Below are 12,459 nucleotides of genomic sequence, written 5' to 3'. Positions count from 1 at the left end.
CGTTTTTTATTCAGTGTTCTTGCATTAATCTCCGCAGGCAGCATTCTCGATCTCAGCTTTTGCTGGCTCGTACCATGCGTAGCCCTCCAGCTCACCTACACGTTGGAAAAACTTGTGGAAACGCTCATTCGGAAATGCTTCTTTTTTGAATCGGTTCACGATTCGCTCCACGAGTGGAACAATCTCTTCTTTTTCGATGCCTTCTGCTACTGGAATACCGGAGTGTGCATTGCGTCCCACCGTTTTTGCTCCCAGGAATAAATCGAACTTTCCTTTGCGGAATACGATCCCGATGTCCTCTTGAACCGCGCCGTAGCACGCCATCCCGCAGCCGTTGAATCCGATCTTCAGTTCCTTCGGCATTTCTTTTCCACCCAGCTTTTGGTGCAACTCGTCGGCATAAGGAATACTGTCTTTTTTCTCACCGTCGCAGAAATCGCAAGCTTTTACCTGCAAAACGTCTCCGATCGGGCTGAGAATCAGTCCAAGCTCTCGCAAGCGGCTAGTGATGCTGGCAGGGTTGGCCGTCGGCACGCGCAAAATCATCTGGTGGTGTGGGGTGTATTCGATCTCGCCTTTTTCTCCAGCCACTTCGGCAATCGCCATCATTTGCAGCGGCGTGATTTTTTTGTTGGCGACACCAGGACTTATCGCGCATTCGAAAATCATCTCTGGCGTAAAGGTAGATACCGGACGATGGACTTGGCCGGAAGCGGGCTTGGTTTCAATGCCTTTCGCCGCATTGATAGCAGTCAACGCCTCCATCGCCCATGCGAAAGGAGCTTTTGGTGCCTCTACCTCTGTTGCAGGCGGCGCTTCCAGTACGGCCGTGCTTGTTGCAGCATAATTTGCTGGTTCTGTAGCAGTTACTCTGTCCTCGGTAACGGCTACTGGTCTTTCTGCCTTCGGTGTCACTGGTGCTTCCGGAGCTGACGCAAGGCTGCTCTCCTCGGAGGCCTCGAGCGACCACGGCTCATTTTCTACACGCAGACGCTGATGCGGCTTCAGTGGCTGCTCATCGGCAGACAGCGTATATTTGCGCTGGTAGCCGCGCGGCGTAATCATTTTGCCGTCGTATACAAACGTCGATGTATTTCCAATAATCACGGTGGTCAACATGCCGATATCATGCTCCAGCATTTGCGCCAGCGTCGTCACGACAACCGTTTCGCGTTCGCGATAAGCACTTTTCACGATACCAACCGGCGTATCTGGTGAGCGGTACTGCAAAAGAATGCGTTGCGCTTCCACAATCTGGCGGGTACGTCGTCCGCTGCGCGGGTTGTACAACGCAATAACAAAGTCAGCCATCCCTGCTGCGTCAATCCGTTTGGCAATCAGTTCCCACGGCGTCAAGTGATCACTCAGACTGATCGTGCATGCGTCGTGCATGATAGGCGCCCCGAGGATTGCCCCACAGGAATTGATCGCCGAGATGCCCGGTACGATTTCGATTGGTACACCGGTTGCTTCTGTCCAGCCTTTTTCCACCAACACCTCGTATACGAGACCTGCCATCCCGTAAACACCTGAGTCTCCACTGGAAATGACCGCTACTTTTTTGCCTTCCTCTTCCGCCTGACGCACAGCTTCCCGTGCACGCGTCACTTCTTCCGTCATCCCTGTGCTGACGATTTGCTGATTCGTCAAAAGTCCGCGGATCAAATCTACGTAAGTGGAATAGCCGATAATGATATCGGACTCCTGCAGAGCTTCCCGCGCCCGCTTGGTGATATGCTCAAAACTTCCTGGACCAAATCCGATCACAAACAACTTGCCGCTCATAAGGCCCCTCCCCTTTTCGCTTCCTATTTATAATAAAATCGATATCATCACGCTAACGAGCAGACATAAGAGCGAAACGAGATACATCAAACGAATCGTCGCGACAATATCACTTGCCTGCAATGGTCGTTTCGCATCTCCCATTTTTGCCCGATTCGATGCAACACCTTGGTAATAATTCAGTCCCCCGAGCTGCACGCCTAATGCCCCAGCGACTCCGGCTTCTGGCAATCCACTGTTAGGACTCGGATGCAAGTGTGCATCTCTTCTGATCATTGCCCAGCACTGCTTCCAATCCAATCGCTGCAGCCAGCTTGCGGCAACGAGCAATAAAGCTGTCAAACGGGCGGGTATGTAGTTCAGTACATCGTCAAAGCGGGCGGATGCCCAGCCGAGATTCCTATACTTCTCGTTTTTATAGCCAACCATGGAGTCGAGAGTGTTGGCGGCACGATACGCCATTGCCAACGGCGCTCCCCCAATCGCTGCGAAAATCAGCGGAGAGACGATCGCATCGACGATGTTTTCTGCCACGGTTTCTACCGCTCCCCGACATACTTCCGGTTCATCTAACCGCTCTGTATCCCGACCAACTACCATGGACAAGGACCGTCTCGCCGCTTCCATATCCCCAGCCACAAGATGACGGGCAATCTCCATCCCGGCATCAGCCAAGCCTTTTGTTGCAATCGTCGTGGATATCAACCAAGCACCCAAGATCCAGGCAAGCACCGGATGGATGAACGTGACTCCCCACAAAAGCAGCCAAACAACAGCGTAGCTGCCGCCTACGATCACGAGCGGGAACAGGACTCCTGCCAGCTTCAAATGCGACTCCTCTTTGACGAGAGAACGAATAACCCGCTCCAATCGTGTAATCCACCAGCCCATGATGATCACTGGATGCAGCAGGCTCCGGGGGTCTCCTACGACTCGATCAATCAAGTAGGCCGCGCATAAAATCCATACTTCTGTCATGTTGTCCCTCTCTTACTCTTCAGGGGTTGTCGCATCCAGCTCTGTCCTTCCGCATCCAAGCATTCCGCTACCAGAGCCTCCCCATGCTTAATGCCATCGACCTGCCAATATCGGTCAGGATTGTTTTCGAGCCACGCGGCCTGGAACCAGCGGATCACGCCGCCATGTGTGACGATGACGACTGTATCGGATGCCTCCTCCTTGCCCGCTCTCTCCAACAAGAACCGTAGCCAACCATCCACGCGCATCCCAAGCTCTTCCAGACTCTCCCCTTGTGGAGGTCGATTTCGAAAAGGATCGTCGTACCAGCCTGTAGCTCGCACAGGGTCCGACTGCATCAGCTCATCGTAGGTCATCAGCTCCCACTCACCAAAAGACAACTCTCGCAATGCTGGCTCTGGATTAACCGATAGCCCCCAAGCAGCTGCGAGCGGTTCGGCAGTCTGGATGCATCTGAGCAGATCACTGGAATAGATCACAGCAGGTTGCCCGATCAGCACAGGTAATTCCTTTGCCAACTCACTCGCGTGCAGATACCCGTGTTCATTCAAAGGAACGTCACTATGCCCCAAATATCGATGCTCACGATTGCTGTCTGTCTCCCCGTGACGTATCCAAACTAGCTTCATAACCACCAGCTCCCGACTAACACCAAGAGAACGACTGCTTCACTGCTTTCGATAACAGCCCCGTAGCAGTCTCCATTTAGTCCACCCAATTTTTTTGAAACCGAGCATGAAAACAATAGAGCGAACAACAGTGACAGGAAAATGGCTGTGATGACCTGCAAGCCCCCAAGATACCAACCTGCGGCAAACACGATGATGTAGCTCACAATGATAGAGGAAACGGAAAGCCCAGCACTGATGCCTTTTCCGATCCCTTTATCTGCCGAAAGATACGGCCAGAGCTTAATCGCCAAAAGCACATGTGTCCGCGCTGCTACTGGTGCTACGATCAAAAAGCTGCCCCATCCCGGATGTGCGAGCTCTGCGACTGCACCCGCCTTGATCAGCAACAGCATAATCGCAGCAAGAACGCCCATCGCTCCTACGCGGCTATCCTTCATAATCGTAAGGATTTGCTCTCTCGGTCTGCTGCTGCCAAGACCGTCCGCGAGATCCATCCACCCATCCATATGAAGACCACCGGTCACGTAGACCCATGCGACCAGCGTCAAAATAGCGGCGATCAATGGACTAAACAGCACCAGTCCTGCCTGATATACACCCCATAGCACTAAACCGATGACCAAACCAACTGCGGGATACCAGTTGACGCTTTTTCTCCACGCCTCCTCTGAAGGACGAAGCCACGGAACCGGGATACGCGTGAAAAACGAGATCGCGTGTAAAAATGCATTCATCCTTTGATCCTCCACGGTATCCCAGACAAAACCGCGTAGACGGCGTCCGCTTGTCGCGCACTTCTCTGGTTGACATCGCCCAGCACATCCGCGAACCATCTGCCCAAACGACTCAAGGCTACACCGCCCAATCCGACCTCGCTTGTGACGGCAATAACTTTTTGCGAGGAATTGTGAACGAGAGACAGCCATGCCTCTGCCTCCTGCAGCAGGGCTTGCGTGTGTGAAGGACTTCTCCATTCAGACTCATCTACGCTCATCAATCGATTACTCACCCAGGTGGACAGACAATCGATTAAAACCACATCATACTGCTCACTGAATGCGTGGTAATCGGTTAATCGCTCTCCTACCTCCACACAGCCCCATTCCAGCGGACGACGTGCCTGATGCAGCTCGATTCTCTGCTTCATTTCATCATCCCAGGCCTTGCCTGTCGCCACGTACAGGACTCGACTGCCCAACATCATCGCAAGCTCTTCCGCGTAGCGGCTTTTTCCTGAACGGACACCGCCTGTTACCAGCACCAAGCTCATCGCTGTTCACTTCCTTCCGCATGGACCTCGCGGAGCGCTGCCAGAAGTCTTTCATTTTCCTCTCGTCCACGCACTGCGATTCTTACATCATGTGCCGTCAAACCAGGATACATCGCACAGTTGCGGATCAGAACGCCTTTTTTGCCGAGCCGTGCCTGCAATTGTTCCGCTGGCAATCCTTCTGGCGAGCGCAGCAGCAAAAAGTTTGCCTCCCCCGGCCATACCTGCCAGCCCAACTCATCGCTGATGCAATCGATCAAATACGCACGTTCTGCTTTTATGAGCCTGCGCGTCTGTTCCTCATATGCCTGCTCCTGCAAGCACAGTTCTCCAGCTAAAAGGGCCAGTGCATTCACGCTCCAGCTCACTTGCTTCTGGCGCATCCTCGCAATGACATCCGGATGCGCAATCGCATAACCCAGGCGCAATCCCGGGATCGCGTACATTTTCGTCATCGAGCGCATCAAGATCACACGGGGAAAGCGCTCGAGCTGCGTCGCCAATGTATATTGCCGATCTTCCTCCACAAAATCAAGGAAAGCCTCATCCACGATGAGCCACGTGTTGGTCTTACTCGTCCATTCCGCCATTTGGCGAAGCTCATCCGGTTGATACAGGATTCCCGTCGGATTGTTTGGTGACCCGACAAATACGAGATCAGACTGCGTAAAAAGAGTGTGCAGCTCTATGGGATCGGGCTTGTACCCGTTCGCTTCCTTCCCGAAGCAGCCAATGACACGGGCACCATACTGCTCGGAAAGTTGCGCGTATTCCGAAAAGCAAGGATATACCACACCAACCGTTTCCGGCGAAAGACCGAGAATGGCCAGTGCCATCGCCTCCGCGGCACCATTGGCAGGCAGCAACCATTCCTCCGGCACTTGCAGCCGCTTCGCCAGCGCACGCCGAAACACACGATGTCCAGGGTCTGGGTAATGCGCTACAGCAGCCAGCGAAGCCAGCAGCATCTCACGAACGCTTGCTGGCATCCCCAGCGGATTAATATTGGCACTGTAATCCAGAAACTGCCCGGGCTCTCGACCAAAGCGCTGCGCTGCGGTCAGCAAGTCTCCGCCATGACCGTACGTCTCTATTACACCTGCGCTTGTCAAAACTCTACCCCTAGCACAGCTGGAATCCCTTCATCGTAGTAATGCTTGATTGGCTTCATCTCTGTCACCAAATCTGCGATATCCAAAATCTCCTGCTTTGCTGCCCGTCCCGTAATCACGAGGTGAATATGACTTGGCCTATTTTGAATCGCTTCCAACACATCGGACAATGGCAACACATCATCAATCGGGAAGCGGTCAATCGCCAATGCATTATTTAGCTCATCCAAAATGACGACATCGTACGCTCCGGAAGAAAGCTTTTCGCTCGCAAACGCCCAAGCTTCTTTCAATGCCTGACGATGCTCCTCCGGTGTTTTCGTCCATGTGAAGCCGACGCCCATTTGCACAATTTCAATGCCCAATTTATCGAAAATAATCTTTTCTCCGTATGTACGCTCCGGCGACTTGATGAATTGAACCATCAGCACCTTTTTCCCGCGCCCTGTCGCCCGCACAGCCAACCCGACTGCCGCTGTCGTTTTTCCTTTGCCGTCTCCTGTGTAAACGAGGGTCAATCCTCGCTTCTTATCGTTTTTCTCCATCATGACCACCTCAAAAAGTGACGTATTTTACTCCGCTGTTTCCTCCAAATACTTTCCGAAGCATAAAAAAAGCGCCCTGTTTCCCCCAGTACGTAAGGAAAAACAAAGCGCGGATAGCTGAAAAGCAACAATCCTCACCTCTTCCTTTGACCCGAAGGAAATAGTGTAAACATAAAAACAGGCAGGTCTCCTGGCTCGAGGATTATCGCTTTTCTTCTCCTTCCCGCTCCCGGATGGGCAGTGGATGGCATGATGCCTTGAAGAACAGCTACTCTCTTACAGTGGCGGGACCGCGTTGGCTTTTCACCAAACTTCCCTTTTAACCTTGCTCCTGCGAATCGGTTTCGCAAAAACAAGGACCTGTTTCTCTTCCATATATAAATGTCGTTCGTTCCGTTGACAAGCACTTGCTTTAATAATAGCAAAAGCTACCGAGGATTCAAGCAAAAGCTGCCGATTCGTCGCTGGTGACTATTAGCAGAAAATTTAAGATAATGACCGTTTACATGCCTGATGTTTTTCGTTACCCTATTGGCAAAACAATCGAAAGTGGTGTGCAGTCATGCTATTTCCTCCGATTCCAAAAATACCAGACATGGTCCTGCCTAGCCCACTGCCGATCAAGGAATGCGGCGAACCGATGATTCCCCTCTCTTCCCTTTCAGCTCAAATCACAGTCTATCCAGCCTACTACCACGAGGGCTATGCCGGAACACAGCCAGAAGCCTTTTTGCGAGAAGGGGCAGCACGCAAGCTCGCCATGGCAGCCGCGCAACTGCCTGTTGGCTACAAGCTCGTCGTGTTGGACGGCTGGCGCTCATTTGAGGTACAGGCATCCTTGTATGATCGTTTCCGCGAAGCCTTGCTATTACAAGGCTGGCAGGAAGGACCCGCCCTCACGGAAGAATTGAGCAAATTCGTCGCTTATCCAACAACAGACCTCTCCAAACCGTCCCCTCACCTATCCGGCGGTGCAGTGGATCTGACTATCGCAGGGCCTGATGGCTGGCTGGAGATGGGGACAGACTTCGATGATTTCAGTGAACTGGCTTCCACTCGCTATTATGAAGAGTTGGCACAGTCTAAGCAAAAGGACATCGAGATTCGAGACAATCGCCGACTGCTTTATCATTTGATGACGGCTGCCGGATTCGTCAACTATCCGAAAGAATGGTGGCATTTCGAATACGGAACGCGCACTTGGGGACAAAAAACGCAGCAAGAGCCGATCTATGGCGGGGTTTTGTCGATGTAACCACAAATAATCAAGCAAGGCATGAGCCCGGTCGATACCGTACTCATGCCCAGATGGCCGCCCACTCTTCAAACTCAACAAATTCCTGTACCTCTTAGGTCACTGGTATTTCAGAAGATGCTGCTGAAACCAAAAGGCTTTTGTTGTATTCAGGTGACAATACAATATTTGTATAAGTTCCGTGCCCTGACACATAGTGATAGGAATGCTCGACGCCTGCTGGGATAAAAATAGCTGCAGGACTCTCAACAGTCTTCTCTTCTTCACCGAGTTGAACATGACACACCAGACCAGTGCCATCAGATGCATCTCCCCAAAAGAGGAAGGCACTGTCACAATGATGCGCATGTCTGTCTACATGTTTTTCAGGAATACCGGACAAATCGCATAATCCAAATATCCTTTGGATCACATAGAATGAGGCTCGCTCATCAACACGCGAATCCATCATAACCCAGCGTATCCCTGGACCATCACGATGATACTGTAGCTCTGAAGCACCTTTTGGAAACGGCTTTCCTACCTGTAAAGAAACAGGCAGCTTTGGGCTTCCTATTGGAGGACGCTTTTCTTCGAGAAGCCGTGTTCTTCCAATTGTTTCGGGAGGAAATGGCTCATACGCTTTGGAATTCCTCTTTACGGCTTGAACATGGTAAGCCGATGTATGCGTAAAGGCATTTTGCCCAGCGATTGGGCGCAGTTCGTCCGGTCTATACCCTGTCGTCAGACGTATCACTTGTACAAGCTCGGGAATTCTATCCAAAGAATAACGATGATCATTTCGAAGCTTTTGCAACGCAACAGTAAGCTGGATCAAGTCAGTAATACCAGCTCTTTCGCCGATTCCTAAAATTGTCGCATCAATGACAGAAGCGCCTGCATCAATAGCCGCCAACGCATTCGCTTGAGCAAGACCAAGATCATTATGCAGATGAACTTCAATTTCGCATCCAAATTCCTCAATGGCACGAGTTACAATTTTTTTGCATGTATCAGGCTCCCATATCCCGACAGTATCTGCCAAACTAATGCGATCTGCGCCTGCCTGCAAAGCAACATGACCTAAGCTGGATATCTTTTCCCACTCTGTCCGTGAAGCGTCTTCAATCGTGAATCTAACCTGTAAGCCAAGCTTTTTTGCTTCGATAACAGCTTGTTGGACTTTCTCTTGTATATAGCTTTCCTGGTGATGACTGAATTTGGTTTGGATAGACACATCATTAATGGAAGCCCAAATCCCCACCCAGTCTGCTTTGGCGCGCTTTACTGCATGTACTTCTTCAACAGTAGCTCTCGCATGCATTAATATTTGCGCTCGTCTTGCCGATTGAGCCACTTTTCGGCAGATTTCTTCATCCAGGGCAGAAATTCCAGGATGGCCCACTTCTATGAGGTCTATCTGATAGCTTTCCAAGAGATGCAGGATGCGAATCTTGTCTTCGCATGTGAAGCGCACGCCTGATTGCTGCTCTCCTTCTCGCAGTGTTGCATCCAAAATTTGAAACGGCTTCATTTCCAGCACATCCTTACGGGTTTACTTCCTTTTTCAGGAATTCGTCTGTTTCGCGCAAGAGTTGATCACGATTTTTTTCATACAACACCCAATGTGTTGCATCTTTGATAACCACTTCTTGTTTTGCAGATGCATTGGTTAGCTTATGGAAGAGGGACTTATCGGCAAAAAAGTCCAGATCTCCTCGAATGATCAACACTGGCGTTGTAATTTTCGCTGCATCAAAAATGGGTCTGTCCGTCCAGATGTAATACAGATCTACCAAAGGTCCCATTGGACGGCGGATGGATTGTTCAGGTTGCTTGCTGCTGTTAGGATCAGAATTTACGAAGACCTTGGATACAGCATTCATTGCCTCACCAGAAACCAGATCACGTTTATCTAGCATCATGTGCCAATGGTGCATGGCCTTGTCAAACTGGACAACCTGGTACGCTGGTAATTGGGGATTGATTTCACCTGGCTTCCCTTTTGCTTCAAATGGAGTTGCCATCAAAGGCAAAGAAAAACCATGCATAACACCATAAAGCACGAGTTTTTCAATATCATCGGAATGTTCAGTCGCGTACATCCCCGCAACAACTCCACCCCAAGACCATCCTACGATACTGATTTTATCTACTTGTCGCGTTTTCTTTATGTGCTGGACGACAGCCTCCAGATCTTTTACCGCCTCAGTGGCACGGACGACAGGAGCATTCTTTACAGGTGGTTGATCCATTTCAACTGGTCGGGTAGAATGCCCAAACCCTCGGAAGTCCATCGCCCATGTGTCGTAACCCTGCTTTGCGTATTCCTCCATCCAGGAGTATCCCGGAACATCAAATGCTTGGGCGGTAGGTACGCTAAACGGTTCAAGAAACAATACAACCTCATTATTGGTGAACTTTTCCTTGTTTTTGGCACTCATATGCCTCACATATAAGGAGACGTCCTGATCGATGCTTGGCACTTTCAGTTCTTCCGTTACGATTTCACTGGTTGATTCCACTACAGATTGAGCTTGTGTTGTACTATTTTGATTGGGGGAATCAGGAATTGAACACCCTTGAACAAGCAGCCCTAAAGATAGGACTAGCATAAGAAAATGATTTTTCATTTGATGATTGAGATTCATAGTTTGGCACTTCTTTCAAAGTAGATTTAGAGGGTGCTAGAAATTGAAGATTCTTGACAGCAACGCAATGCATCCTGCTGCAATGATTAAGCCTGCAGGCAGCCCATTAGTCAGTAGCACTGCCAAAAGTGTTCCAAGTGTTACGCCTATGAAAACAACCGGTTGATCTGGCAAAATACTTAAGCCTTTTCCCCCGACATAAGAGATGATAAAACCTGCTAAAATGGCTATCGTTGCTTTCCAACTGACCATTTCCTTGCCAAGGGAGATGAAATCATATTTTCCTTTGGCAATCGGAATCAACAAGAATACCATTAGACAAAACAGACCCACATGGAAAATTGGTTTTTGGATTGCATCCATGACAGGCACTGCTTTTAGCAAAGATAATCCGAGCAGCAAGAGGGAAGCGTAGACGAGAACCAGATCCTTTGCCACTAATGACAAGAGGGCGATTACCAGTAAGATAATGGTGGTATGCAACATAGGAGTCTTTATAGTAGCGTGTTATCCCAGCTTCCCTCTGCCGGGGCTTCCACCTGTACCATTTGGACGGAAGCTAAATTGACTTTGACTAGATTGGGAGCAACGGCTGGCAATAGGTCTGGTCTCTGAATGATTAGTTTGAATGCCTCAAAGCTAGCCAATACTCCGACGATATTCGCTACCGGAGCAAGCACTGCCCATGGAGCCTCTCTCTTTACATAGGCATCTGCCCATTCAGGCAAGGCGCCTTGCGATACGGAATACTTTGCACGCTCGTCTTTGATCTGATTAATTTTTTCACGCATCTCTGGCGTGAGAGGCTGTTGATAGGAAGGGTGTCTCATGACGACCTCATAGGGCAAGGAGTCGGGTGTCATGCACATGACTCCTCCGCGGAAAGGTGGTGTTACCGCAATCCAGATGGAGGGAATACCCATATCGGCTGCTGTTCTATGGATGATTACCCGTGCAACCAGATTATCCGTAGCATCTACAATCACATCTGTATCACCCAGCAGATCATGTGCATTTTCTTCGGTAACAAACTCCCTTGTTACCTTTACTTCCAGCTCTGGATTGATATCGTGAAGTATTTCCTTCGCTACTTCCGCCTTGGGAGAGTTGATTTTGCTGACAAAGCTGAGCATTTGGCGATTGAGATTACTTTCTTCAAACGAGTCTTGATCGATGACATGAAGCTTCCCTACACCCATCCGGGCGAGTTGAATCAATGTGATTCCTCCCACGCCGCCTGCACCTACCACCGTTACCCTAGCATTTCGCAGTTTGGCTTGCTCCTCACTCGTAATGATTCCGAAATTGCGGGTAAAACTATTGTTATATAATTCCCTATTTTCTATCAATGACATGCGATCATCTCCTTTGTTCTTTCAAAATCGTTATAGTGTTGCATAGTTCCACGTTCCATCAGGGGGAGTTGTCACTTTTACCGGTGTGTCCGTATCTAGATTAATGAGAACTCCTTTGGGTGCACGTGCCAACGGTTCTCTGCCCGTCAAGATTTGCACAGCTTCATGAAAGCTGAAAAGCGCTATGAGATGGGCACGAACTGGTGTAATAATCCAGCCAGCCTTTCCCTCACAAAAATCCTCTGCCCATTCCTTTGGAGCTCCTTCTTTGACAGAGTGCCAGGCCCTGGCTTTTTTTATGTCAGCAATCTCTTGGCGTAACGCTTCATTGGTCAACTTTTCCCCTGCTCCTGGAATGTTCAATGCTGTTTCGTACGAGATGCCGTCTGGAAAAAAGGAAGAGACAAACCCGCGGGTTGGGGGGCTCCCTGACATGCCCACGCTTGGTATGCCCAGCTCACGAGCGGTCCGGTGGATGATGACGCGGGAGGGTATATCGTCCACTGCTTCAATCACCAGATCATGCCCTTTCATCAGTTCAAGCACATTGTCTTCATCAACATTTGCTTGGACGCATCGAACAGATATGTATGGGTTGATGGACTGAAGAACTTCTTCAGCCGTCGCCGCTTTTGATTTACCCAATGAATGTACCGTTGCCAGCATTTGACGATTGATGTTAGAAACTTCGAATTCATCCGGGTCTACTCCAGTGACCTGCCCGATCCCCATGCGGGCGCAAAGAATCGCTTCCATCCCCCCAACCCCGCCGAGTCCAAATATGATGATCTTTCCTTCCTTTAAGCGTTTTTGTTCCTCAGCGGTATACACCCCAATATTTTTCTTGACCATTTCCCAATAAAACGAATCCGCTTCCACTTCTTTTTCCTCCTCTTT

13 protein-coding genes and 1 riboswitch are annotated in these 12,459 nt (G+C 50.0%); of the genes, 1 reads left to right on the top strand and 12 read right to left on the bottom strand.

Annotated features, from left to right (window positions below):
- Positions 1 to 24: 24 nt before the first annotated feature.
- From cobJ to cobO, 7 genes are read right to left on the bottom strand one after another with little or no spacing between them, the layout of a single operon-like run.
- Positions 25 to 1,785 carry a precorrin-3B C(17)-methyltransferase gene (gene cobJ, locus C7R92_RS28155; protein WP_069846304.1) on the bottom strand — a complete coding sequence of 587 codons (1,761 nt, stop codon included), beginning with the start codon at positions 1,783 to 1,785 and terminating at the stop codon, positions 25 to 27.
- A 27-nt stretch (positions 1,786 to 1,812) separates the two neighbouring features.
- Positions 1,813 to 2,763, bottom strand: coding sequence for an adenosylcobinamide-phosphate synthase CbiB (gene cbiB / locus C7R92_RS28150; RefSeq protein ID WP_106836437.1), 951 nt, complete (start codon positions 2,761 to 2,763; stop codon positions 1,813 to 1,815).
- On the bottom strand, positions 2,760 to 3,392 hold the full coding sequence (locus tag C7R92_RS28145) for a histidine phosphatase family protein (RefSeq protein WP_106836436.1): 633 nt from the start codon (positions 3,390 to 3,392) through the stop codon (positions 2,760 to 2,762). The genes cbiB and C7R92_RS28145 overlap by 4 nt, the downstream gene beginning before the upstream one ends.
- Positions 3,389 to 4,129 carry an adenosylcobinamide-GDP ribazoletransferase gene (cobS, locus tag C7R92_RS28140; protein WP_106836435.1) on the bottom strand — a complete coding sequence of 247 codons (741 nt, stop codon included), beginning with the start codon at positions 4,127 to 4,129 and terminating at the stop codon, positions 3,389 to 3,391. The genes C7R92_RS28145 and cobS overlap by 4 nt, the downstream gene beginning before the upstream one ends.
- On the bottom strand, positions 4,126 to 4,665 hold the full coding sequence (gene cobU / locus C7R92_RS28135) for a bifunctional adenosylcobinamide kinase/adenosylcobinamide-phosphate guanylyltransferase (protein WP_106836434.1): 540 nt from the start codon (positions 4,663 to 4,665) through the stop codon (positions 4,126 to 4,128). Before cobU ends, cobS begins: the two co-directional genes overlap by 4 nt.
- Positions 4,662 to 5,777: a threonine-phosphate decarboxylase CobD gene (cobD, locus tag C7R92_RS28130; protein WP_106836433.1), complete on the bottom strand. Its 1,116-nt coding sequence runs from the start codon at positions 5,775 to 5,777 to the stop codon at positions 4,662 to 4,664. Before cobD ends, cobU begins: the two co-directional genes overlap by 4 nt.
- Positions 5,774 to 6,322 (bottom strand): cob(I)yrinic acid a,c-diamide adenosyltransferase, encoded by a 549-nt coding sequence (gene cobO / locus C7R92_RS28125; RefSeq protein ID WP_017247397.1) that lies wholly within the window; start codon positions 6,320 to 6,322, stop codon positions 5,774 to 5,776. The genes cobD and cobO overlap by 4 nt, the downstream gene beginning before the upstream one ends.
- Before the next feature lie 163 nt (positions 6,323 to 6,485).
- Positions 6,486 to 6,701: riboswitch (cobalamin riboswitch) on the bottom strand.
- A gap of 183 nt (positions 6,702 to 6,884) precedes the next feature.
- Here cobO and C7R92_RS28120 point away from each other — a divergent pair.
- On the top strand, positions 6,885 to 7,577 hold the full coding sequence (locus C7R92_RS28120; RefSeq protein WP_106836432.1) for a M15 family metallopeptidase: 693 nt from the start codon (positions 6,885 to 6,887) through the stop codon (positions 7,575 to 7,577).
- A 94-nt stretch (positions 7,578 to 7,671) separates the two neighbouring features.
- Here C7R92_RS28120 and C7R92_RS28115 read toward each other — a convergent pair whose 3' ends face one another.
- Genes C7R92_RS28115 through C7R92_RS28095 form a run of 5 tightly spaced genes read right to left on the bottom strand, consistent with a single transcriptional unit; the run spans position 7,672 to position 12,441 of the window.
- Positions 7,672 to 9,090, bottom strand: a complete 1,419-nt coding sequence (locus C7R92_RS28115) for a LeuA family protein (protein WP_106836431.1) — start codon at positions 9,088 to 9,090, stop codon at positions 7,672 to 7,674.
- A gap of 13 nt (positions 9,091 to 9,103) precedes the next feature.
- Positions 9,104 to 10,207 carry an alpha/beta hydrolase gene (locus tag C7R92_RS28110; protein WP_106836430.1) on the bottom strand — a complete coding sequence of 368 codons (1,104 nt, stop codon included), beginning with the start codon at positions 10,205 to 10,207 and terminating at the stop codon, positions 9,104 to 9,106.
- A 36-nt stretch (positions 10,208 to 10,243) separates the two neighbouring features.
- Positions 10,244 to 10,693: a DUF441 domain-containing protein gene (locus tag C7R92_RS28105; RefSeq protein ID WP_017247402.1), complete on the bottom strand. Its 450-nt coding sequence runs from the start codon at positions 10,691 to 10,693 to the stop codon at positions 10,244 to 10,246.
- A gap of 8 nt (positions 10,694 to 10,701) precedes the next feature.
- Positions 10,702 to 11,562: a HesA/MoeB/ThiF family protein gene (locus C7R92_RS28100; protein WP_106836429.1), complete on the bottom strand. Its 861-nt coding sequence runs from the start codon at positions 11,560 to 11,562 to the stop codon at positions 10,702 to 10,704.
- Positions 11,563 to 11,592: 30 nt separating this feature from the next.
- Positions 11,593 to 12,441: a HesA/MoeB/ThiF family protein gene (locus C7R92_RS28095; RefSeq protein WP_106836428.1), complete on the bottom strand. Its 849-nt coding sequence runs from the start codon at positions 12,439 to 12,441 to the stop codon at positions 11,593 to 11,595.
- Positions 12,442 to 12,459: the final 18 nt, after the last annotated feature.

Source organism: Brevibacillus porteri (assembly GCF_003013475.1).
Lineage (GTDB): Bacteria > Bacillota > Bacilli > Brevibacillales > Brevibacillaceae > Brevibacillus > Brevibacillus porteri.
This window is presented reverse-complemented; position numbering and strand designations above follow the sequence as displayed.

Excerpts from the sequence above, each read along its gene's own strand:
- C7R92_RS28105 (WP_017247402.1), bottom strand. The coding sequence starts at position 10,693 with ATGTTGCATACCACCATTATCTTACTGGTAATCGCCCTCTTGTCATTA.
- cobU (WP_106836434.1), bottom strand. The coding sequence starts at position 4,665 with ATGAGCTTGGTGCTGGTAACAGGCGGTGTCCGTTCAGGAAAAAGCCGC.
- cobJ (WP_069846304.1), bottom strand. The coding sequence starts at position 1,785 with ATGAGCGGCAAGTTGTTTGTGATCGGATTTGGTCCAGGAAGTTTTGAG.
- C7R92_RS28115 (WP_106836431.1), bottom strand. The coding sequence starts at position 9,090 with ATGAAGCCGTTTCAAATTTTGGATGCAACACTGCGAGAAGGAGAGCAG.
- C7R92_RS28145 (WP_106836436.1), bottom strand. The coding sequence starts at position 3,392 with ATGAAGCTAGTTTGGATACGTCACGGGGAGACAGACAGCAATCGTGAG.
- C7R92_RS28120 (WP_106836432.1), top strand. The coding sequence starts at position 6,885 with ATGCTATTTCCTCCGATTCCAAAAATACCAGACATGGTCCTGCCTAGC.
- C7R92_RS28100 (WP_106836429.1), bottom strand. The coding sequence starts at position 11,562 with ATGTCATTGATAGAAAATAGGGAATTATATAACAATAGTTTTACCCGC.
- cbiB (WP_106836437.1), bottom strand. The coding sequence starts at position 2,763 with ATGACAGAAGTATGGATTTTATGCGCGGCCTACTTGATTGATCGAGTC.
- cobO (WP_017247397.1), bottom strand. The coding sequence starts at position 6,322 with ATGGAGAAAAACGATAAGAAGCGAGGATTGACCCTCGTTTACACAGGA.
- cobS (WP_106836435.1), bottom strand. The coding sequence starts at position 4,129 with ATGAATGCATTTTTACACGCGATCTCGTTTTTCACGCGTATCCCGGTT.
- C7R92_RS28110 (WP_106836430.1), bottom strand. The coding sequence starts at position 10,207 with ATGAATCTCAATCATCAAATGAAAAATCATTTTCTTATGCTAGTCCTA.